The sequence below is a fragment of the Campylobacter sp. RKI_CA19_01122 genome (assembly GCF_025771325.1).
Classification (GTDB): Bacteria; Campylobacterota; Campylobacteria; order Campylobacterales; family Campylobacteraceae; genus Campylobacter_D; species Campylobacter_D lari_D.
Genome location: NZ_JAKMPZ010000005.1, coordinates 98,130 through 118,463, shown reverse-complemented (window position 1 = coordinate 118,463; position 20,334 = coordinate 98,130). Strand labels below are relative to the sequence as shown.

20 protein-coding genes are annotated in these 20,334 nt (G+C 30.5%); all 20 read left to right on the top strand.

The window, feature by feature from the left end:
* Positions 1–138 precede the first annotated feature (138 nt).
* The 20 genes from L8U37_RS04240 (at position 139) to L8U37_RS04145 (ending at position 20,330) form a co-directional block, all read left to right on the top strand.
* Complete coding sequence (locus L8U37_RS04240) at positions 139–2,082, top strand: BCCT family transporter (protein ID WP_070255432.1); 1,944 nt, start codon at positions 139–141, stop codon at positions 2,080–2,082.
* Positions 2,083–2,125: 43 nt separating this feature from the next.
* A complete protein-coding gene (locus L8U37_RS04235) occupies positions 2,126–3,661 on the top strand; it encodes an ABC transporter substrate-binding protein (protein ID WP_263728673.1) in 1,536 nt (511 codons plus the stop codon).
* Between the two features lie 11 nt (positions 3,662–3,672).
* Complete coding sequence (locus L8U37_RS04230; RefSeq protein ID WP_318529650.1) at positions 3,673–4,611, top strand: ABC transporter permease; 939 nt, start codon at positions 3,673–3,675, stop codon at positions 4,609–4,611.
* Positions 4,604–5,380 carry an ABC transporter permease gene (locus L8U37_RS04225; RefSeq protein ID WP_263662742.1) on the top strand — a complete coding sequence of 259 codons (777 nt, stop codon included), beginning with the start codon at positions 4,604–4,606 and terminating at the stop codon, positions 5,378–5,380. Before L8U37_RS04230 ends, L8U37_RS04225 begins: the two co-directional genes overlap by 8 nt.
* On the top strand, positions 5,377–6,150 hold the full coding sequence (locus L8U37_RS04220) for an ATP-binding cassette domain-containing protein (RefSeq protein WP_133319468.1): 774 nt from the start codon (positions 5,377–5,379) through the stop codon (positions 6,148–6,150). Before L8U37_RS04225 ends, L8U37_RS04220 begins: the two co-directional genes overlap by 4 nt.
* Positions 6,134–6,802: an ATP-binding cassette domain-containing protein gene (locus tag L8U37_RS04215; RefSeq protein ID WP_263728671.1), complete on the top strand. Its 669-nt coding sequence runs from the start codon at positions 6,134–6,136 to the stop codon at positions 6,800–6,802. The genes L8U37_RS04220 and L8U37_RS04215 overlap by 17 nt, the downstream gene beginning before the upstream one ends.
* Before the next feature lie 118 nt (positions 6,803–6,920).
* On the top strand, positions 6,921–7,340 hold the full coding sequence (locus L8U37_RS04210; RefSeq protein ID WP_220566531.1) for an NAD(P)H-quinone oxidoreductase subunit 3: 420 nt from the start codon (positions 6,921–6,923) through the stop codon (positions 7,338–7,340).
* The gene (locus tag L8U37_RS04205; protein WP_039619352.1) at positions 7,319–7,816 is read left to right on the top strand and encodes a NuoB/complex I 20 kDa subunit family protein; all 498 of its coding nucleotides are present in this window, start codon (positions 7,319–7,321) and stop codon (positions 7,814–7,816) included. The genes L8U37_RS04210 and L8U37_RS04205 overlap by 22 nt, the downstream gene beginning before the upstream one ends.
* A complete protein-coding gene (locus tag L8U37_RS04200) occupies positions 7,816–8,607 on the top strand; it encodes an NADH-quinone oxidoreductase subunit C (RefSeq protein ID WP_263728670.1) in 792 nt (263 codons plus the stop codon). The genes L8U37_RS04205 and L8U37_RS04200 overlap by 1 nt, the downstream gene beginning before the upstream one ends.
* A 1-nt stretch (position 8,608) precedes the next feature.
* Entirely contained in the window at positions 8,609–9,835 is a 1,227-nt protein-coding gene (gene nuoD / locus L8U37_RS04195) for an NADH dehydrogenase (quinone) subunit D (protein ID WP_263728669.1), read from the top strand.
* On the top strand, positions 9,832–10,059 hold the full coding sequence (locus tag L8U37_RS04190; RefSeq protein ID WP_263661514.1) for an NADH-ubiquinone oxidoreductase subunit E family protein: 228 nt from the start codon (positions 9,832–9,834) through the stop codon (positions 10,057–10,059). The genes nuoD and L8U37_RS04190 overlap by 4 nt, the downstream gene beginning before the upstream one ends.
* Positions 10,056–10,772: a hypothetical protein gene (locus L8U37_RS04185; RefSeq protein ID WP_263728668.1), complete on the top strand. Its 717-nt coding sequence runs from the start codon at positions 10,056–10,058 to the stop codon at positions 10,770–10,772. Before L8U37_RS04190 ends, L8U37_RS04185 begins: the two co-directional genes overlap by 4 nt.
* Complete coding sequence (locus L8U37_RS04180; protein ID WP_263728667.1) at positions 10,769–13,222, top strand: NADH-quinone oxidoreductase subunit G; 2,454 nt, start codon at positions 10,769–10,771, stop codon at positions 13,220–13,222. The genes L8U37_RS04185 and L8U37_RS04180 overlap by 4 nt, the downstream gene beginning before the upstream one ends.
* Positions 13,219–14,217, top strand: coding sequence for an NADH-quinone oxidoreductase subunit NuoH (nuoH, locus tag L8U37_RS04175; protein ID WP_133319476.1), 999 nt, complete (start codon positions 13,219–13,221; stop codon positions 14,215–14,217). The genes L8U37_RS04180 and nuoH overlap by 4 nt, the downstream gene beginning before the upstream one ends.
* A gap of 9 nt (positions 14,218–14,226) precedes the next feature.
* Complete coding sequence (nuoI, locus tag L8U37_RS04170) at positions 14,227–14,859, top strand: NADH-quinone oxidoreductase subunit NuoI (protein ID WP_133319477.1); 633 nt, start codon at positions 14,227–14,229, stop codon at positions 14,857–14,859.
* The gene (locus tag L8U37_RS04165; RefSeq protein WP_263661510.1) at positions 14,852–15,358 is read left to right on the top strand and encodes an NADH-quinone oxidoreductase subunit J; all 507 of its coding nucleotides are present in this window, start codon (positions 14,852–14,854) and stop codon (positions 15,356–15,358) included. The genes nuoI and L8U37_RS04165 overlap by 8 nt, the downstream gene beginning before the upstream one ends.
* Complete coding sequence (gene nuoK, locus L8U37_RS04160) at positions 15,358–15,669, top strand: NADH-quinone oxidoreductase subunit NuoK (protein WP_087699810.1); 312 nt, start codon at positions 15,358–15,360, stop codon at positions 15,667–15,669. Before L8U37_RS04165 ends, nuoK begins: the two co-directional genes overlap by 1 nt.
* Complete coding sequence (nuoL, locus tag L8U37_RS04155; protein WP_263661509.1) at positions 15,657–17,459, top strand: NADH-quinone oxidoreductase subunit L; 1,803 nt, start codon at positions 15,657–15,659, stop codon at positions 17,457–17,459. The genes nuoK and nuoL overlap by 13 nt, the downstream gene beginning before the upstream one ends.
* Position 17,460: 1 nt before the next feature.
* Positions 17,461–18,933 (top strand): complex I subunit 4 family protein, encoded by a 1,473-nt coding sequence (locus L8U37_RS04150; protein ID WP_263728665.1) that lies wholly within the window; start codon positions 17,461–17,463, stop codon positions 18,931–18,933.
* Positions 18,933–20,330: an NADH-quinone oxidoreductase subunit N gene (locus L8U37_RS04145; RefSeq protein ID WP_263728664.1), complete on the top strand. Its 1,398-nt coding sequence runs from the start codon at positions 18,933–18,935 to the stop codon at positions 20,328–20,330. Before L8U37_RS04150 ends, L8U37_RS04145 begins: the two co-directional genes overlap by 1 nt.
* Positions 20,331–20,334 lie beyond the last annotated feature (4 nt).

Genomic DNA, 20,334 nt, shown 5'->3' with positions numbered 1-20,334 from the left:
TCTTGGTTTTTAAAACATTAATTAAATTATATTTTTATCAACCTTTGCTATTTTATTGATTTTAGTTATATTTAAGATATTTTTTGACATAGTAAAAAAGGTATTAACTTAAATTTTAAAACTATAAAAAGGAAAATCATGTTAAAAACAAGTTTTAAAAAGGCAGTATTTTTACCAAGTATTAGTATTATAGTTGTTTTAAGCCTTAGTTGTATTTTCTTGCCTAAACTTACAAATGATTTTATCAATCATATAAAAAGTGGAATTTTTGCAAATTTTTCATGGTTTTATATATTAAGTGTGAGCTTTTTTGTGTGTTTTATGCTCGCACTTGCACTTTCAAAATTTGGCGATATTAAACTCGGCGATGATGATGAAAAACCTCATTTTAAATTTACTTCTTGGCTTGCTATGCTTTTTGCTACGGGTATGGGCGTGGGGCTTATGTATTTTGGTGTGGCTGAACCTCTCATACATAAAAAAGCCTTGCAAACAAGCGATGAAGAAGCTATGCTACATACTATCTTTCACTGGGGAATTCACCCATGGGCTATTTATGGGGTGTGTGCTTTGGCTATGGCGTATTTTGGTTTTAGATATAAAATGCCTCTTAGTTTGCGTAGTGCTTTTTACCCTTTGCTTAAAGATAAAATTTATGGTTTTTGGGGAAATTTAGTTGATATGCTTGCTTTAATTGTCACGGTTTTTGGCATTAGTACCACACTTGGTTATAGTGCATCTCAACTAAATGCGGGCTTTTCAAATTTGGGTATTTTAAACGGACAAAGCTTTTTAGAACAAAGCGTGATTATAATCATCATTATTTCTTTGGCCACGCTCTCATCGATTAGTGGCCTAACAAAGGGTTTAAAAATTTTAAGTGAAGCAAATTTAGTTTTTGCAGTGTGTTTAATGCTTTTTGTGCTTTTTTCAACAAATACCATCCAAATTCTTTCACAATTTAGCTCTAATATTGGAAATTATTTGCAAAATTTAATTTCTTTGAGCTTTAAGACTTATTATTATGAAAAAGAACATATAGAATGGTTTAATAATTGGACTATTTATTATTGGGCTTGGTGGCTTAGTTGGGCACCTTTTGTGGGCTTTTTCATTGCTAAGATTTCTCGTGGTAGAACGATAAGGGAATTTATTTTTGGCGTGCTTGTAGTGCCTACTAGTTTTAATATACTTTGGTTTAGCATTTTTGGCAATAGTGCTTTAAATTTCAATGATATTTTAAGTCCTTTTACTTCAGCACCTGAAAGTTTGCTTTTTTATTTTTTACAAAATTTTTCTTTTTCTTATTTTAGTTCTTTGCTTGCGCTTTTAGTTTTAGCTTTGTTTTTCATCACTTCAGCAGATAGTGGGATATTTGTGTTAAATTCTTTAAGTAGTGGTGGCGCTCATGAGCCATACAAATGGCAAAATATCCTTTGGGGTTTTGTGCTTGCGCTTTTAGCTACTTCTTTACTGTATTCAGGCGGCTTGGGGGCGATTTTAAGTATCACTATGATAGTGGCTTTACCTTTTGCATTTTTGCTTTGTTTGATGTGTTTTTCATTGCTTAAAGGCTTAATTGTAGATGTGAATTACTCTTTAACTAAGCTTAGTCAAAGTAGTGTGTATTTTACAGGAGAATTTTGGCAAGAAAGACTTGCTAGAATTTTAAAACAAAGCAAAGAACAAGACATACAAAATTTCTTAAATACCAAAGTTAAAAATGCTATGGAATCACTCAGCCAAAGTCTAAAAAACTACGGCTTGAAAACACAGATCGTTCAAGAAAAATCAAGTATAAGTTTGATTATAAAAAAAGAATTTGCAAAAGATTTTATCTATGGAGTGCAAGTAGTAAAAAAACAAGCAAGCCAAAGCATAATTGATGATAAATTTATGCCAACTTATTCTAAAGAATTTATCTTTGAGCCACAAACTTTCTTTGCTGATTCGCGTAATGGTTATAATATAGAGTATTTAAATGAGCAAGAAATCATCGTAGATATACTAAAGCAATATGAGAGGTATTTGCAACTTTTATTTGATGATAAAAATGAAATTTTTACCAAAGCTTATGATTAAAAAGCGTTATAATTACACTTTATTCTTATAAGAAAGGCCTTTTATGTTGAGATTTTTTTTAATGTTTTTTTGTGCTTTAAATCTTTTTGCTATTACGCCAAAAGATACGATCGTTATAGCAGTGGAAAATGAGCCAGAGCGTATAAATCCGCTTTTTAGTGAAGATCATGATGTGGCAATTGCTCTTGTGTTTTCAGGACTTACACGCTTTGATGAAAATATGAGCTTAGCGCCTGATCTTGCTAGATCTTGGAAAGTTAGTAAAGATGGGCTTGTTTATGAATTTACTTTAAGAGATGATATATTGTGGCATGATGGGACTAAATTTAGTGCCAAAGATGTGGAATTTAGTATAAATGCTTTAAAAGATGAGAAGTTAAATTCACCCTCAAAGGTAAATTTTGACGCAGTTAAAGAAGTAAAAATTATTGATGATTATTATTTGATTATCACACTTTCAAAGCCTTTTCCTGCATTTTTAGACGCTTTGAGTGTGGGAATTTTACCAAAACATTTACTTGAAAAAGAAAATTTAAATACTACTAAATTTAATCAAATGCCTATAGGAACAGGACCATATAAGCTAAAACAATGGAAAAAAGGTCAATACATGATCTTAGAAGCAAATGAAAATTATCATTTAGCTAAGGTAAAAACACCAAAACTCATACTAAAACATATTAAAGATCCAAGTATTAGTGCTATTGAGCTTAAAAATGGTTCTATTGATGTAGCTTTAGTTGATTTTGCTCTAGCTTCAAATTTTGCAAATGATAAAAACTTTAAAATGCTTATAGAGCCTTCGGCTGATTATCGTGCTTTGATGTTTAATTTTAATCATGAGTTTTTAAAAGATCAAAATGTGCGTTTAGCGCTAAATTACGCTATCGATAAAAAAGCTATTGTGGATTCTCTTTTGCATTCTTTTGGAAAAGTAGCAAATCATCCTTTGGAAAAATCATGGGCAAATCCTAAAGAATTTGCAACTTATACTTATGATGTAAAAAAAGCAAATGAGCTTTTAGCAAAAGCAGGCTTTGTGAAAAACAAAAATGGAATTTTAGAAAAAAATGGCAAAGAATTTAGCTTTGAAATGTATGCTATGAGTGAAGATCCACTAAGAATAGCTTTGGTAAATATCTTACAAAGTGAGTTTTTAAAGCTTGGCATTAAGGCAAAGGCAGTTGCTAAGCCGAGTGGAAGTTTTGACTATACTAAGATTGACAGCTTTTTGGTAGGTTGGGGTAGTCCTTATGATCCTGATTTTCATACTTTTAGAGTTTTTGAAAGCTCTCAAGATAGTGCTTTAAACTCTAGTGGATGGAATTTTGGTCATTATCAAAATGCTAAAGTTGATGAAGCTTTGATAAAAGCTAGAAATTCACTTGATGTAAATGAAAGAAAAAAATACTATAAAGAATTTATTGACGCTTTATATAAAGATCCTGCATTTTTATTTATAGCTTATATCGATTATCCTTTAGTTTTTGCTAAAAATATCCAAGGTATAAAACCTCATATTTTAGGTCATCATGGGGTAGGTTTTACTTGGAATGCTTATGAGTGGAGCAAAAATTAGTGCTAAAACTCATTTTTAAACGCCTTTTATGGGCGTTTTTTTTGATGATTTTTGCAAGTTTTTTATGTTTTGTGATGATTTATCATGCTAAAGGAAGTGTGGTTTTTGCTAGTGTGCCTCAAGGAACTAGCCTTAAAATAAAAGAAGAAATTGAGCATAATTTAAATTTAGACAAGCCTTTATTAGAGCAGTATGAAAATTGGCTTTTTAATGCCATGAAAGGCGACTTTTCCTACTCTTTAATCAGCGGAGAAAAGGTTAGTGAAATTTTAAAAGAAAAACTTCCCTATACCATCATACTAGGAAGTTTGGCTTTTTTGGTGCTTTTTGTGTTGTCTTTGGTTTTGGCACTTTTTTGCGTTCTTTATAAAGATAGTTTTTTGGATAAAATTATTACCTTTTCAACGATGAGTTTTTTTGCATTGCCTACTTTTTCTTTATCGCTAATGCTTATTTTAGTTTTTGCTGTATTTTTTAAGCTTTTTCCAAGTTCGGCTATTGCTGATATTGGCTTTGAAGATGATATATTTAATCGTTTGTGGCATTTGTTTTTACCAGTGTGTGCTTTAGTGCTTTCACATTTAGCTGTTTTTGTGCGTTTTATAAGGACAAGTTTGATTGATAGTTTAAATCAGGGCTTTATAGAAAGTGCTTTTGCAAGAGGACTTAGTAAAAAAAGAATTTATTTGCATTTTGTATTAAAAGATGCTTTTGCTTCTATACTCGCGTATTTTGGTGCTTCCTTTGTGAGTTTTTTAATGGGAACTTATATAGTAGAAAGTGTGTTTTCTTACGAGGGTGTTGGAAATTTAGTGATTAAAAGTATATTGTTTAAAGACTATCCTGTGGTGCTAGCTGTGGTAATTTTTAGCATTTTAGTGGTAGTGCTTGTAAATTTTATCGTAGAGATAATTTGCAAGATGATTAATCCAAGGTTTGCTAATGCGTAAGTTTTATGTGATGATGATTTTGCTAAGTTTTATTTTAGCACTTTTTGCACCTTTAATAAGCTCTTATGATCCTAATTTAGTGGATTTAAGCAAGGCTAAAATAGCCCCAAATTTAAGTCATATTTTTGGCACAGATTTACTTGGTAGAGATGTTTTTACGCGTATTTTATATGCCTTGCGTATTTCTTTATTTGTAGGGGTAATGGCGGCATTTTTTAGCGTACTTTTTGCTTGTGTTTATGTGTTTTTAACAAGATTTTTTGCTTATGCTTTTTTTGCTAGAGTGCTTGATATGCTTTTGGCTTTACCTTCTTTACTTGTGATTATGTTTTTTCAAAGTTTTTTGGCGGGATCTTTGTGGAGTATGATTTTTATCATCGCTTTGGGGCATTTTGCTTTTGTGGCAAAAGTACTTGATACTCAGCTTAATAAATTTCAAAAACTTGAGTTTTATCAAAATGCTATCATTCTAGGCTCTAGTAAGATGAAAGCTTTATTTAGTGAGCTTTTACCTGCTTGTTGGAATTTGCTTTTTGTGCTTTTTGTTTTAAATATCGCCCATGCTATTACAAGTGAAGCTACTTTAAGCTTTTTTGGCTTGGGTGTAGAGCTTTGGACTCCAAGTTTAGGAAATATGTTAAATGAAGCAAGTAAGGCTGTGTTTTTAGGATTTTGGTGGATGATAGTTTTTCCAGTAGCCTTTATACTTATGCTTATCCTACCTTTGCTTGCTTTGGGTAATGACTTACAAGAAGAGATTAAAGCATGATAGAAATTGCAAATTTAAATCTTAGCTTTAAAGATAAGATCTTATTAAAAGATATAAATCTTAATTTAGAAGATGGTAAAGCTTTGGCTATCATGGGTAAAAGTGGAGCGGGAAAAAGCTTGCTTTTAAAAAGCATGATTAAGCTTTTTGATAAACACTATAAACTCAATGCACAAAAATTTAGGATAGATCAAAAAGATATTTTAATTTTAAAAGAAAAAGAGCTAAATATTTTAAGAACTAAGGTAAATTTACTTTTTCAAGATGTTTATGGGAGTTTTTATCCTCTTGTTGATATAGGGAGTTATTTTAATATAGTTTTAAAAACTCATACTAATTTAAGCACAAAAGAGATTAAAGAAAAGGCCTTTTATTATTTTGAGTGTTTAGGGCTTAAAAATCATGATCTTTTATGGCATTCTTTTATATATCAGTTAAGTGGTGGTATGGCAAGACGCATTCAAATAGCTCTAGCTTTACTAAGCGAGGCTAAGTATTTATTGTGTGATGAGATTACAAGCTCACTTGATAGAGCTAATGAAGAAAAAATCATCGCTATTTTAAAAGAGTTAAAAACACAATTTAAAAATCTCATTTTCATTACTCATGATATAAATTTAGCTAAAGAGCTTTGTGATGAGGTGGCTATCATAGAAGATAAAACTTTGATTTATCAAATGCCCGTGAAAGAGTTTTTAAGCAATCCAAAAGGTGTTTTTGCTAAAGAATTGTTAAATTATTTTGAGAATGAGAATGTTTTTAGAAGTTAAAAATTTAAGCAAATCTTATAAATTTAAAAAACATTGGTATTTAAAGGAAGAGGAAATTTTTGTTTTTAAAGATGTGAGTTTTTCTTTAAATCAAAATGAAAATTTATTGCTTTGTGGGGAAAGTGGTAGTGGTAAAAGCACTTTAGCTAAAATTCTTTGTATGCTTGAATGTGCAAATACTGGAGAAGTTTTGTTTGAAAATGAAAATATATTAAATTTAGATTTTAACGCTCAAAGAAAATTACGCCAAAAAATTCAATATATTTTCCAAGATCAAAAGTTAGCTTTAAATCCTTACAAAAGTGCCAAAAGACTTTTGATTGATGTGTATGAAAATTTTAAACTTAAGCCCGATTTTGGAGAGCTTTTTAAACTTTTTGATGCTTTTGAGCTTGAAAAAGATATTTTAAATTTAAAACCTTCTAAATTAAGTGGCGGTCAAAGCCAAAGATTAGGTTTGATTAGAGCTTTGCTTTTAAAACCAAAATTGCTTATTTTAGATGAAATCACAGCAGCACTTGATATACCAACTACTTGTAAAATTCTAAATTATTTATATGCTTTTCAAAAAAAATACGATATTACTTATATTTTTATTTCTCATCAGGAAAAAATCTTACAAAATATTTGCCATAAAAAAATGTATTTATAATAAAGATAAAAACTGTTTCATTTTGAAATACATAAAAATTTATTTTTTTGATAATAAGTTTTTATATAGCTAAATTGAAGTAAAATAAATTTAATTATGCTTAAATAAAAGGTTTATTATGACGCACGCAACTATAGAGCATCAATACTTTGGCATCTTTGCAATGCTTGTTATTGCAAGTGTTATATTTTTTACTTTGGTGTATATTTCTTCTAAAATAGGCTCTAAGCTAGCCTCTCATAATAGAAAAAAACTTGGACTAGGAATTTATGAGTGTGGGCCTATGGCTTCTAAACAAGCAAATAAAATCAATTCTCAATTTTTTGTTTTTGCTTTGATTTTTATTTTGCTTGATATTGAAGTGGTGTTTTTATTTCCTTGGGCGGTGATTTTTAAAGATTTAACCGCGGAACTTTCAAAATATGGCTTATCTTTATTCGCCTTAGTGGAAGTGTTTGTTTTTATTTTATTACTTGCAGTAGGCTTTTTATATGCTTATAAAAAAGGAGCATTTGCATGGCAGAGTATCAAAAAATGAGTAATGCGCCAGTTGTTTTAACTACGGTTGATAAGTTAGTGCAATGGGGTAGAAGTAATTCTTTATGGGCACTATCTTATGGACTTGCTTGTTGTGCTATTGAAATGATGGCAGCAGGTGGTGCAAGATATGATTTTGATAGATTTGGAACAATTTTTAGAGCAAGTCCAAGACAATCTGAAGTAATGATTATAGCGGGTACTTTAAGTAAAAAACATGCTGAATTTACAAGAAGACTTTATGATCAAATGCCTGATCCTAAATGGGTTATTTCTATGGGTTCTTGTGCAAATACCGGCGGTATGTTTAATACCTATTCTACTGTCCAAGGAGTGGATAGGATTATTCCTGTTGATATTTATGTACCAGGCTGTGCCCCGCGTCCTGAAACTTTTCAATTTGCTTTGATGATTTTGCAAAAAAGAATTCGTAAAGAAAAAGCAAGCAGAAAAATAGCTCCAAAAAGGCTTATATGATGAGAAAATATAGCGATAAGAAAAATGCTCAACTAAAAAATTATTATGAGGATAGATTTTACCATGCACCTATAACTAAAAAATTAAGCACAGAGGGTAGTGTTTTTGAGAGTGATCATCAAATTTTAAGTCAAGAATTTGAGTTAAAAAATTCTTTTATAGAGCTTGATTTTTGGGTGATTGAGATAAACAAAGATGATAATGTTGCTATTCTTGATAAGCTTAAGAATTTAGGTTATAGCTGTTTTACTGACGCAAGTGCGATTGATTTTGTCGCTCAAAAACAGGGTTTTGAAGTATATTATCAGCTTTTAAATATGGAGAAAAATTTAAGAGTGAGAATAAAAACTTTCGTTGGTTTAAAAGAAAGGCTTCAAAGTGTTATGAGCGTTTTTAAGGGTGCTAATTGGTGTGAGAGAGAAATATATGATATGTTTGGAATTTTCATCATCAATCATCCAAATTTAAAAAGACTTTTAATGCCTGATGATTGGTATGGACATCCTTTTTTAAAAAGCTATCCTTTGCATGGTGATGAATTTGCTAAGTGGTATGAGATAGATAAAATTTTTGGAAAAGAATACCGTGAGGTTGTAGGTGAGGAAAATAGAGATCCAGGTTTTGTAGATGAAAAAGACACGCTAAACTTTAGTAGAATTTATCATGAGGTTGGTAAAGGCGAAGCTCCAAGAGAGGATAAATACCTACAAGAATATCAAGAAGAAGGTGGCGTGCCTTTTGTGAAAAAAGCCAAAAGAACACAAGTAAAAATTTTAGATAAGAGAAGATAAAATGCAAATTTCTACTAAATTAAAACCTTATTATGAAAATATAAGCTTTGAGCGTGAAGATGGCACCATGATAGTAAATCTTGGCCCTCAACATCCAAGTGCTCATGGAAATTTACGCCTTATTTTAGAGCTTGATGGAGAAGAAATCACTAAGGCTGCTCCTTGTATAGGTTATATGCATCGTGGTATGGAAAAAATGGCTGAAAATATGATCTATCAAGAGTTTATCCCAACTACTGATAGAATGGATTATATCGCAGCTAGTGCAAATAATTATGCCTATGTAGCTGCTGTGGAAAAACTTTGTGGTTTAGAAATTCCACGCAGAGCAAGTGCAATAAGGATGATTTTACTTGAGTTAAACCGCATTGCTTCACATTTGTTATGGCTTGCTACACATGCTCTTGATATTGGTGCGATGACAGTATTTTTATACTGCTTTAGAGAGCGTGAGTATGTGCTTGATCTAATAGAAAAATATTGCGGGGCAAGACTTACGCATTCATCTATGAGAATAGGCGGGGTAATGCTTGATTTACCTGAAGGTTTTTTAGATGAACTTTTGGTATTTTGTAATAAATTTCCAAATGATATAAAAGATTATGAAGCTTTGCTTGATGATAATAGAATTTGGCGCGCAAGAACTGAAAATGTAGGAGTTGTAAGCAAAGAACAAGCGCTAAGTTGGGGTTGTAGTGGGGTTATGCTAAGAGGAAGTGGTATTGCTTATGATGTTAGAAAAGAAGAGCCTTATTTGCTTTATGATGAGGTAGATTTTGGCGTGCCTGTGGCCAAAATGGGTGATTCTTATGCAAGATATAAGGTTTATATGCAAGAATTTAGAGAAAGTTTAAAAATTTTAGTTCAATGTGCTAAGCTTTATCAAGATACTCCGCCTGAAATTTTATGCAATCATCCTGAATATGTAAGTGCTTCAAAAGAGCAAATCATGACGCAAAATTATTCTCTTATGCAACATTTTGTCCTAGTAACCCAAGGTTTAAAACCACCAAAAGGAGAGGCGTATGTGCCAACTGAAAGTCCAAAAGGCGAACTTGGATTTTTTATCCACTCAGATGGTAGCGGTAGGCCATATAGATTAAGAGCTAGAACCCCAAGCTTTTTTCATTGTGCATTTTTAGAAGAAATGCTTGTTGGATCATATTTGGCTGATGCAGTGGCAATTTTAGGAAGTATTAATATAGTTTTAGGCGAGATAGACCGATGAGACGCGTGGATTTAAGAAAAAGTCAAGATTTGTTTAAGGATTTAGAGCAAATCATTCAAAATGCTTATATGGGTGAAGTTTTAGTAGTTTTATTTGAAATAGGAGATTTTTCTAGTGTAGAAAAAAGTTTTGCTTTCATAAAAGAGCAAAATTGTGAACTTTTAAATTCTTTAAAATTTAATCAAGTAGATTGGACTATAGTTTTTAAAAAGGTAGGACAATGAAATTAGCAAAATATCAAGAAGGTTTAAATGCTTTGTGTTTTGTGGATTTGCTTTCTTTAAAAAATCCTTCACTTTGCGCTAAGCTTAACAAAAGTAAAAATTATAATATTTCTTGTTTAGAGGATAAAAATTTAAAAGCAAACTTTTATAAATGTGAGATTGCAAGTGCGCCTTTTGTGCTTGCTTTGCTTTGTAAGATGAGCTTGGAGACTGAATTTAACGAATTTGATGAGGGGTATTTAAGCGCTGAATCTTGCTTTGGTGAAGAAGAAGCTTTAGAGATTTTAGAGTTTTTAAAAGAAGCAAAATGTATTATTTTTGATGAAAATTTATATCAACATAAAGATTTTGAAAATATTAAGTATTTTTTAGAAAAACTTTGTCATAAATTTAATCTTTTGCTAATTTGCTCTAATGAAAATGAAGAAAATTTATCAATACAAAATTCTTTTAGTGAGCTTTTAGAACTTGATAATTTTGATGGAACTATTATCATGCAAGCACCTTTGGGAGACAAAAATTTGCATTGCTCTTCTTCCTTTGCTTTAATTGCTAAGGTTAAGGATGAGGATAAAATTAATTTAAAAATAAACACTCAAGAATTTACAACTATAGTAAAAATCAATCATGACTTGAAAGGCACGGTGGCTTTGTTTGATTATGAAAGCGCTGATTTTGCTTTTTCAAAAGCTCAAGTTAAGGTTATAAAATGAAAGTTATCATTAATGGTATAGAATGTGAGGCAAATGAGGGTGAGTATATCTTAAATGTCGCAAGAAAAAATGATATTTTCATTCCTGCAATTTGTTATTTAAATGGTTGTTCTCCAACACTTGCTTGTCGTATGTGTATGGTAGAAGCTGATGGTAAAAAGGTTTATTCTTGCAATACTAAAGTTAAAGAAGGTATGGTAGTAGAAAGTGATTTATCAAATTTATGGGATGAGCGTAATGCTATCATGCAAGCATATTGCATCAACCACCCTTTGCAATGTGGGGTATGTGATAAATCCGGTGAGTGTGAGCTTCAAAACTTTACACACAAAGCAAGAGTAAATGTGCAAAATTATTGGATTAAAGATACCCATAAAGAGCATAAAAAATGGGGCGAGATTAATTATGATCCAGCTTTATGTATCGTGTGTGAAAGATGTATTACAGTTTGTAAAGATAAAATAGGAGAAAGCGCTTTAAAAACTACTCCAAGAGGAGCAAATACACCCGATGCAAGCTTTAAAGAAAGTATGAGTAAAGATGCGCTAGCTATTTGGACTAAATTTCAAAAGAGTTTAATTGCGCCAAGTGGTGGCGATATACTTGATTGTTCTTTTTGTGGAGAATGTACAAGTGTATGTCCAACGGGAGCTTTGGTGGGTTCGGCTTTTCAATATACATCTAATGCTTGGGAGTTAAAGAAAATTCCAGCTAGTAATCCACATTCAAGTGATTGTGAGTTGATGTATTATGATATTAAACAAACTAGTATTAATAATCAAAAAGAAAAAATTTATAGAGTGAGCAATGATTTTGCTTTTGCTACGCTAAATAAAGCTGCAAGATATGGTTTTAATACCCAAAATGAAGTTCAAGGTAAAGACGAAAAAGCCTTTGAAAAATTAGTAAATATGATAAAAAATAATGAAATAAAAAATATTTTATTTAATAGTTTTATTACTAATGAAGAAGCTTTAATCTTGCAAAATTTAAGTAAAAAATTTAATCTTAATCTTATAAATCATGAAGCTAAAAAATTCCAAGATTTCCTAGCTTGTTTTTATCAAAATGCAAATGCAATGTATAATGCAAATACAGACGATATCACTCAAAGTGATTTTTTAATCATCGTAGGTTCGTTTTTACGCTATGATGCGCCAACGCTAGGATATAAAGTTAATAACGCTTTGGTAATGAATAAAGGTGCAGGGCTATATTTTCACCCTATAAAAGATAAAGGTGTGGATAAATATTCTAAAAATTTCTTGCAGATTAATCATGATATTAAAGATAATGAAAGTATTTTATTATTTATCTTGCAAAAATTTGCCAAAGAGCTTCCGCAGGATTTTAAAAACACATTAGAAAATGCGTATTATCAAGATACAAAAGAAATAGAAGAAACTATTAATGAAGAAGTTATTGAAAAGATAGAAAAGCAAAATGAAAACGACGAAACTATTATAGAAGAAGTTAAAAAACTTGTGCCTAAAAAAATTAAAAAAAGCATAGAGGTACAAAGATCAAATTATGCGAAAAATCTTGGCATAGATGAGGATATTTTAGAGACTTTACTCGCAAAAAAGCAAAAATTTACACTTATTATAGGAAGTGATTTTTACTATGATGAGCAAAGTGCCAAGCTAGCAAAACTTTGTGCTTTGGTGCAAAAATATACTGAATTTAAAGTCTTTTTAAATCCAACTTGCACTAATACCTTAGGCGTGAGTTTAATTTGTGATTTAAGTCAAGATTTTCAAGTAGGAAAAACATTAGGTTATAACGAAAAAGGCGATTTTACTTTTTCTTATGATGGGCATTTTGATCTTGCAAGTTCTAGTTTAAATCAACAAGAAGGTAGCTTTGTAAATTATGATAAAAGATTAGTTCCTACAAATGCGGCTTTAGAATTTAAAGGTTATTTTTTAAATGATTTGGCAAATGCCTTAGGTTTTGATGAAGAATTTACAATCAACTATACTAAATTTTTACCACAAAATAAAGGCTTTAGGGTAATTGACTTTGATGAGTTAGAAAATCATTATGATAATGGTGGGGTAAATCATAGAGGTTATGAGCTCGATTTTTCCCATTTTGAGTTTGAAAAAACATTAAGTGTTCAAGAAGTTAAAGAGCAAAATGAAGGAAATTTAACTTTATATCATGCAAATAGCATTCATCAGTTTTCAAAGCTTAGTAATAGAGCTTTTAATGAGGTTGGAGCTTTATTTTTATCGTCTGATTTAATGCAAAAATTTGATTTAAACCAAGATGATAGTGTTATTTTAAAAAATGAAAAAACTCAAATTGCTATAAGTGTAAAATGTGATGAATCTTTAGAAAATGGTGCGTATTTAGGGGATTATGATAGTAAGATTGATTATAAATCTTTATTTGATAATACTCGATATGTAAAAGTTTGGCTTGAAAAAGCAGGAGCTAAAATATGAGTGATATTACTTTTTTTATTGTAGAAACAATTATAAAATGCGTGCTTGTTATAGCTATTTTTGCTACTTTAGCAGGCTTGGCAACTTATCTTGAAAGAAAGGCTTTGGCTTTATTTCATCGTCGTTTAGGACCTGATATGGTAGGCCCTTTTGGCTTGCTTCAAGTAGTTGCTGATATGATTAAACTTTTTACTAAAGAGGATATAGTGCCAACTTATGCTCAAAAAGTGGTATTTTTAATTGCTCCATTGATTGCAGCAATTTGTGCTTTTGTAGCAATTGCAGCTATACCTATTTTTCCTGAATTTACTTTATTTGGTAGAGTGATTCGTCCTATTATCGCTGATATTAATGTGGCCTTGCTTTTTGTTGTAGGTATGGGTGGAGTTAGTTTTTATGCGATTTTTTTAGGAGGTTTAGCAAGTAATAATAAATGGTCGCTGCTAGGCGGGGCAAGAGGGCTTGTTTCTATTATCTCTTATGAGAGCGTTGCAGGACTTTCTTTGGTGTGTGTTGTAATGCTTGTTGGATCTTTGTCTTTAGTAGATATTAATAACTATCAAAGTGATGGCATACTTTCTTGGCTTATTTTTAAACAACCTTTAGCTTTTATTTTATTTGTGATAGCTATTTTTATAGAAACTAATAGAACTCCACTTTGTTTAAGTGAAAACGAAACCGAACTTGTTTCAGGTTATGGCACTGAATATAGCGGACTTAGATGGGGTATGTTTTTTATCGGAGAATATACAGCCATGATTACCGGAGCGATTATGATATCGCTTTTATTTTTGGGTGGATTTAATGATTTTTGGATTATACCAGGGGCTATTATGATGCTTTTGAAAGTGTCTTTTGTATTCTTTTGGTATTTTTGGGCTAGAGGTGCTTTTCCGCAACTGCGTCCTGATCAAGTAATGAGAATGTGTTATTTGATTTTAATACCTTTAGCGGTTTTAAATTTATTAATTAGTGCTTTAGTGCTTGTGATATAGGAAAAAACAATGAAAAAAGGTTATTTTAAAGTAGATTTTGAGCGTAAAAATCCTCAAAATACTTATGAAAAATTCATACAAGTAATCAAGCGTTCTTTAAATACGGAGCTTTTTGTAGGTTTATTTGTCGTATTAAGAGAAATGTTTAAAAAAAACAATAGTGCAACGATTAAATATCCTATGGAAAAAGTTGCTTTAGATGATAGATATCGTGCAGTTCATCGTTTGATGCGTTTTATTGAAAGTGAAAATGAATGTTGTATTGGTTGTGGCTTGTGTGAAAAAATTTGCATTAGTAATTGTATAAGAATGGAAACGAGTTTAAGTGAAGATGGACGCAAAAAGGTCGAAAATTATAGTATTAATTTAGGGCGTTGTATTTATTGTGGATTTTGTGCTGATGTTTGTCCTGAACTTGCCATTGTGCATGGTAAAGAATATGAAAATGCCGCAGAGCAAAGATCTTATTTTGGTCAAAAGGAAGATTTTTTAACCCCTATCGATGAGCTTAAAAATCAAGTGGTGTTTGAAGGAAGTGGTAGTTTAAGAAAAGATGCTGATGATTTAGTAAAGAAAACTCCAAATTATTATGAGATAGATTTGCAAAGACAGCAAGATGCTCCAAAGGAAGAAAATGTTTGAAACGATAGCTTTTTGTTTATTAAGTGTTTTGGTGTTGGGATTTTTTTTAATTAGTGTTTTAAGCACTAGCGTGCTTTATGCTATCAGTTCTTTGGCTGTGGCTATGGTTTTTTTAAGTGGATTTTATTTTTTACTTAATGCTGAATTTATTGGAGCAATTCAAATAATTGTTTACAGTGGAGCTATTTTAGGTCTTTATAGTTTTGCTATGATGTTTTTTGATGCTTCTATAAAAGTAAAAGAAAGTTTAAAAGGTAAAAGAATCTTCATTTTTGCTGTGATTTTTAGTGCTGTTTTATTAGTTAGTATTATTATGGGATATGAGTTTGGTTTAAATGAAACTAGTGAAGTTTATAGTCTTGATTCTACTCAGCAAATAGGCTTTGCTCTATTTACAAAATATATGCTTGCTTTTGAATTTATGGCAATTTTACTTTTAATAGCTTTAATTTGTGCTATAGCACTTACTCAAAAAAATATAAAAAAGGACGAACAATGATGTTAGAAAAATACTACATTGTGGCTATTTTGATGTTTATCATTGGTCTAATAGGTATCATAAAACGCCAAAATTTAATTATGCTTTTTATTTCAAGTGAAATTTTATTAAATGCTGCTAATTTGGCTTTAGTTACAGCAGGAGCTTCTCATAAAGACATAGAAGGTCAAATTTTTGCTTTATTTGTAATGGGAGTTGCAGCTTGTGAAGTAGCTGTTGGGATAGCGCTTTGTGTTTTATGGTATAGAAAAACAGGAACACTAGAGCTTAGCTCTTTAGCTGAAAAAGGAGAGATAAAATGCAAAATTTAGCTTTAATTGCACTTTTTTCTCCTTTGGCTTCAGCTGTTATTTTAGGTATTTTTGCTTTTAGTGCTAAGAAAATTATTTTAGGTTATTTAGCTTCTTTATTTATAGCTTTTTCAGCTTTTGCTTCAATTGTTTTATTAAATAATGGAGTACATTTTAATTTTGAACTTGGTACTTGGATATCTTTAGTAGATGTTAGTTTTGGTTTTAAAATAGACTCTATTACTTTGATTATGATGAATGTGGTAAGTATAGTAGCGACTTTTGTGCATTTATATAGTATATTTTATATGGAGCATGATGAAGGGTTTAATCGCTATTTTAGCTATTTAGGACTTTTTGTTTTTTCTATGATGTTTTTGATTATGAGTGATAATTTCTTAGGACTTTTCATAGGTTGGGAAGGTGTTGGACTTTGCTCATGGCTTTTGATAGGTTTTTGGTATCATAATGAAAAATACACTTTTGCTGCTAATGAAGCATTTATCATGAATAGAATTGCAGATTTGGCTTTGCTTTTAGGAATTTTCTTAATTTATATAGAATTTAACTCTTTAAAATATGATGAATTTTTTACCCTTTTATCTTTAGGGCATGAAAATGATGTGATTTTGATTTTAATAGCACTTTTACTTTTTGTAGGTGCTATGGGTAAATCAGCACAATTTCCTTTCCATACTTGGCTTGCTGATGCTATGGCAGGACCTACGCCAGTTTCAGCTCTAATCCATGCTGCTACTATGGTTACTGCGGGAGTTTATTTGGTAATTCGCGCAGGGGAGCTTTATTTACAAGTTCCTGAAGTAGGGTATTTTATCGCTATACTTGGAGCTTTTGTAGCACTTTTTGCTGCTTCTATGGCTATGGTGGCTAAAGATTTAAAAAGAATTATTGCATATTCGACGCTTTCTCAACTTGGGTATATGTTTGTAGCAGCAGGTCTTGGAGCTTATGCAATAGCTTTATTTCATCTTGCAACTCATGCATTTTTTAAATCTTTATTATTCTTAGGTGCAGGTAATGTTATGCATGCTATGAATGATAAGCTTGACATTAGTAAAATGGGTGGACTTTATAAAAGTATGCGTTTTAGTGCTATTTTAATGCTTATAGGTTCTTTAGCTTTAGCAGGAATTTATCCTTTTGCAGGATTTTTCTCTAAAGATTTAATTTTAGGATTTTCTTTTATAAGCCATCATCATGGAATTTTTTTAGTACTTTTAATAGCAGCTTTTATGACAGCTTTTTATAGCTTTAGACTTTTAATGCTTGTATTTTTTACTCCAAAAAGACATGAAGAACATCCCCATGAAGCTAGTAAAATAGCTTTGCTTGCGATGAGTCCTTTGGCTTTACTTGCTATTATAGCAGGATTTTTTGAGCATAGCTTTATGGATTTTGTAAGTAAAAATTTAGCTTTTATTGATGGTCAAAATTCTTTAGTTATGATACTTGCAAGTGTTTCTGCGGTACTTGGAGTGCTTTTAGCTATCATAGCTTATTGGAAAAATTGGTTTAAACCATCACTTTCTAAAACAAGTATTTACAAACTTTTGTTTAATGAATACTATATACCAAAATTTTATCATCAATTTATTGTTAGTAAGTATGCTTTATTTTGTGAATTTTTAAGAAAAGCTGATAAAGAAATTTTAGATGCTTTGGTAGATAGTATTGCATTTTTCCTTAAAACATTTGCTAGGGTTCTTAGTATGGGTAAGGATTATTCTTTGGCTTTAAGAATTGTAGTTTTGGCTTTTGTGTGTTTATTTTGTTTAGCTTTGGCGGTGTAATATGCTTGGTTTATTAATGTTATTTCCATTTTTTGCAGCTTTTATAGCTTTATTTTTACAAAAAGAAGATAGCAAGTCCTTTGCTGTTTTAGTTAGTTTTTTGATTTTAGTTTTTAATGTTTTTTTGTTATTTAACTACGATGGTGGCATGGCTTATGAATTTAGTTTAAATTCTTTGATAGTTAATTTTCACATAGGTGTAGATGCTATAGCGCTTTATTTAATATTACTTTGTTCTATTATGATTTTTTTATCTTTTATATGTTTGGATATTCAAGATAAAAGTGTTGTAATAAGTATATTTTTATTACAATTTTGCATTGTAGGACTTTTTGCTTCATTGGATGCTTTATTGTTTTATGTATTTTGGGAGTTTTCTCTTATACCGCTTATTTATTTAATAGGTAGATATTCAGATAATTATAAGGCAGGGATTAAATTTTTCATTTATGCATTTTGCGGTTCTATGCTTATGCTTTTAGCTATTATTTATGTGGGATTTTTGTATTATCAAAGTTTTGGATATTGGAGTTTTGATTTGTTAGCTTGGTATAAGAGTGAATTTTTTATACCTGAGAATGCACAAAATCTAATATTTGTAGGATTTTTTATTGCTTTTGCGATTAAAAGTCCTTTATTTCCTTTTCATACTTGGGCTCCAAAGGTTTATACCAAAAGTCCGACTTTAGTATCTGTAATGCTTGTAAGCTTTAAAATGGCGCCTTTTGGGTTTTTAAGATTTATTTTGCCTTTAGCGCCTGATACTTTGAATCATTATTATTCTTTACTTGCTATTTTGTGTATAGTTGGAATTTTATATGCAGCCTTAATTGCTTTTAAAGCCAAGGATTTAAAAGAATTAATTGCTTATAGCTCAATTTCGCATTTGGGTGTGGTAATTTTAGGTATCGTAACTTTTACTTATAATGGGGTTAGTGGTTCTGTATTTTATATGTTTGCACATGGTATAGTAACAGGTGGCTTATTTTTAGCCGCTTATATGCTTTACAAAAGATATCATACTTTTGATTTAGACTTTTATAAAAATTTAGCTAAAACAGCCCCATTATTTAGCTTTTTCTTTGCAGTATTGTTGTTTTCATCTATTTCATTACCTTTGACTATTTCCTTTGTAGGTGAGTTTTTGATCTTGCAAGGTGTGGCAAGTGTAAATTTATGGTATGCATTATTTGCAGGCGGTGTAATCGTTTTAGGAGCTATTTATATGCTAAATATTTATAGAAATATGTTTTTTACTACTTGCGAAGAAGAAGTGTGCAGTAAATTTACGCTTAAAAAAGGTGAAATTTTTGTTTTAAGTATTTTAAGTGCATTAGTAATTTATTTAGGGGTAGCTCCAAGTGCTATGCTAGATCAAATTGCTTCTAATGTAAATAGTATTCTTGAAGTTATGCAAACAAGAAATATCGCCATAGAAAATCAAAAAATCATAGATAGTATAAGAGGTTTTTAATGAGTGGTTTTAGTTTAGAAAAATTAAATTTTGTATTATTATTTCCTGTGTTGTCATTGCTTTTTTGGGCTATTGCATTACTTTTATTGAGTGCATTTAAAAAACTTTCTAGAAATTTTTATATAGGAGCAAGTGTTATAGCTTTGCTTAGTACTTTGTGTTTTTTATTGCTTTATAATGGTTTTGTTTTAGATAATTCCCATGCTTTTTTTGGTTTATTTGTAAGCGATAATTATGCAATTTTTGCGCAAATAATTATTTTGTTTTTTTCTATGCTTTATTTGCTTATAGACAAAGATGAACAAAGAGCAGAATTTTTTTCTTTATTTTTGTTTATGGTTGCTTCCTTAATATTAATGGTTTCAAGTACTAATTTGATTGTGATTTTCCTAGCTTTAGAAGGATCTTCTTTAGCTCTTTATACATTAATAGCATTAAGAGGAACTCATAATGCTATTAGTTCTAGCATAAAATATTTTGCCTTAGCTGCAGTAGGGGCTGGATTTTTTGTTTTTGCTTGTGCTTTTGTGTATTTAAAAACAAAGTCTTTGGATTTGGATAATTTATTGCATTCTGAATATATTTCAGATCCTATATTATTATGTGCTGGAGTAATGTTTTTGGTTATTGTTGGAGTAAAACTTTCTATCGCTCCTTTTCATTTTTGGCTAAAAGATGTATATTGTGGAGTTCATACAAATTTTATAGCTTTCATATCTATTGTTCCAAAAATTGCTATGATAATAGTAGTTTTAAGAATTTTTTCTGCTTTAGGCGGTGGAGTAAAATTTGAATACATAGTCGCATCGTTAGCAATTTTTTCTATGCTTGCTGTAAGCATAGTAGCTTTAATTCAAAAAGATGCAAAAAAAATGCTTGCATATAGCTCTATTACTCATTCTTCTTTTATATTGGCTGTTATTGTTTCTAGTATGAGTGTGAGTTCTCAAGGAGATGGAACTTCTTACCTGCTTTCAATTTTTGCCTTGTTCGTTTATTGGGTTTCTTTTGCTTTTGCAAACTATGGAATTTTTTTAATCTTAAGTTTATTTCAAAAAAGCTCATTTGAAAGTTTTTCTGGCTTATTTGATCAAAGACCCGTATTATCTATAATATTAGCTATGTTTATTTTATGTATAGCAGGAATTCCACCTTTTGGGATTTTTTGGGGTAAAATTTTAATTTTAGCTTCTATTTTAAATTCAGGCTATTATGTGCTTATATTTGCTATAGCTTTAAGTTCCATGATCATGCTTTATGCTTATTTGAAAATTTTAATTTATATCTTTTTTAAAAAAAGTCAATCTATAAAGAGTATAAATTTAAATATTAAGCAAAAGATTATTTTAAGTTTATGTTTTATCGGAAGCTTATCATGTGCGTTTTTGCTTTTGTGAAATA

Bases quoted from the DNA above. Each gene is read 5' to 3' on its own strand.
- L8U37_RS04150 (WP_263728665.1), top strand. From the start codon at position 17,461: ATGCTTGGTTTATTAATGTTATTTCCATTTTTTGCAGCTTTTATAGCT.
- L8U37_RS04225 (WP_263662742.1), top strand. From the start codon at position 4,604: ATGCGTAAGTTTTATGTGATGATGATTTTGCTAAGTTTTATTTTAGCA.
- nuoL (WP_263661509.1), top strand. From the start codon at position 15,657: ATGCAAAATTTAGCTTTAATTGCACTTTTTTCTCCTTTGGCTTCAGCT.
- L8U37_RS04190 (WP_263661514.1), top strand. From the start codon at position 9,832: ATGAGACGCGTGGATTTAAGAAAAAGTCAAGATTTGTTTAAGGATTTA.
- L8U37_RS04235 (WP_263728673.1), top strand. From the start codon at position 2,126: ATGTTGAGATTTTTTTTAATGTTTTTTTGTGCTTTAAATCTTTTTGCT.
- L8U37_RS04210 (WP_220566531.1), top strand. From the start codon at position 6,921: ATGACGCACGCAACTATAGAGCATCAATACTTTGGCATCTTTGCAATG.
- L8U37_RS04145 (WP_263728664.1), top strand. From the start codon at position 18,933: ATGAGTGGTTTTAGTTTAGAAAAATTAAATTTTGTATTATTATTTCCT.
- L8U37_RS04240 (WP_070255432.1), top strand. From the start codon at position 139: ATGTTAAAAACAAGTTTTAAAAAGGCAGTATTTTTACCAAGTATTAGT.
- L8U37_RS04200 (WP_263728670.1), top strand. From the start codon at position 7,816: ATGAGAAAATATAGCGATAAGAAAAATGCTCAACTAAAAAATTATTAT.
- nuoD (WP_263728669.1), top strand. From the start codon at position 8,609: ATGCAAATTTCTACTAAATTAAAACCTTATTATGAAAATATAAGCTTT.
- L8U37_RS04215 (WP_263728671.1), top strand. From the start codon at position 6,134: ATGTTTTTAGAAGTTAAAAATTTAAGCAAATCTTATAAATTTAAAAAA.
- L8U37_RS04180 (WP_263728667.1), top strand. From the start codon at position 10,769: ATGAAAGTTATCATTAATGGTATAGAATGTGAGGCAAATGAGGGTGAG.
- L8U37_RS04185 (WP_263728668.1), top strand. From the start codon at position 10,056: ATGAAATTAGCAAAATATCAAGAAGGTTTAAATGCTTTGTGTTTTGTG.
- nuoK (WP_087699810.1), top strand. From the start codon at position 15,358: ATGTTAGAAAAATACTACATTGTGGCTATTTTGATGTTTATCATTGGT.
- nuoH (WP_133319476.1), top strand. From the start codon at position 13,219: ATGAGTGATATTACTTTTTTTATTGTAGAAACAATTATAAAATGCGTG.
- L8U37_RS04165 (WP_263661510.1), top strand. From the start codon at position 14,852: ATGTTTGAAACGATAGCTTTTTGTTTATTAAGTGTTTTGGTGTTGGGA.
- L8U37_RS04205 (WP_039619352.1), top strand. From the start codon at position 7,319: ATGGCAGAGTATCAAAAAATGAGTAATGCGCCAGTTGTTTTAACTACG.
- nuoI (WP_133319477.1), top strand. From the start codon at position 14,227: ATGAAAAAAGGTTATTTTAAAGTAGATTTTGAGCGTAAAAATCCTCAA.
- L8U37_RS04220 (WP_133319468.1), top strand. From the start codon at position 5,377: ATGATAGAAATTGCAAATTTAAATCTTAGCTTTAAAGATAAGATCTTA.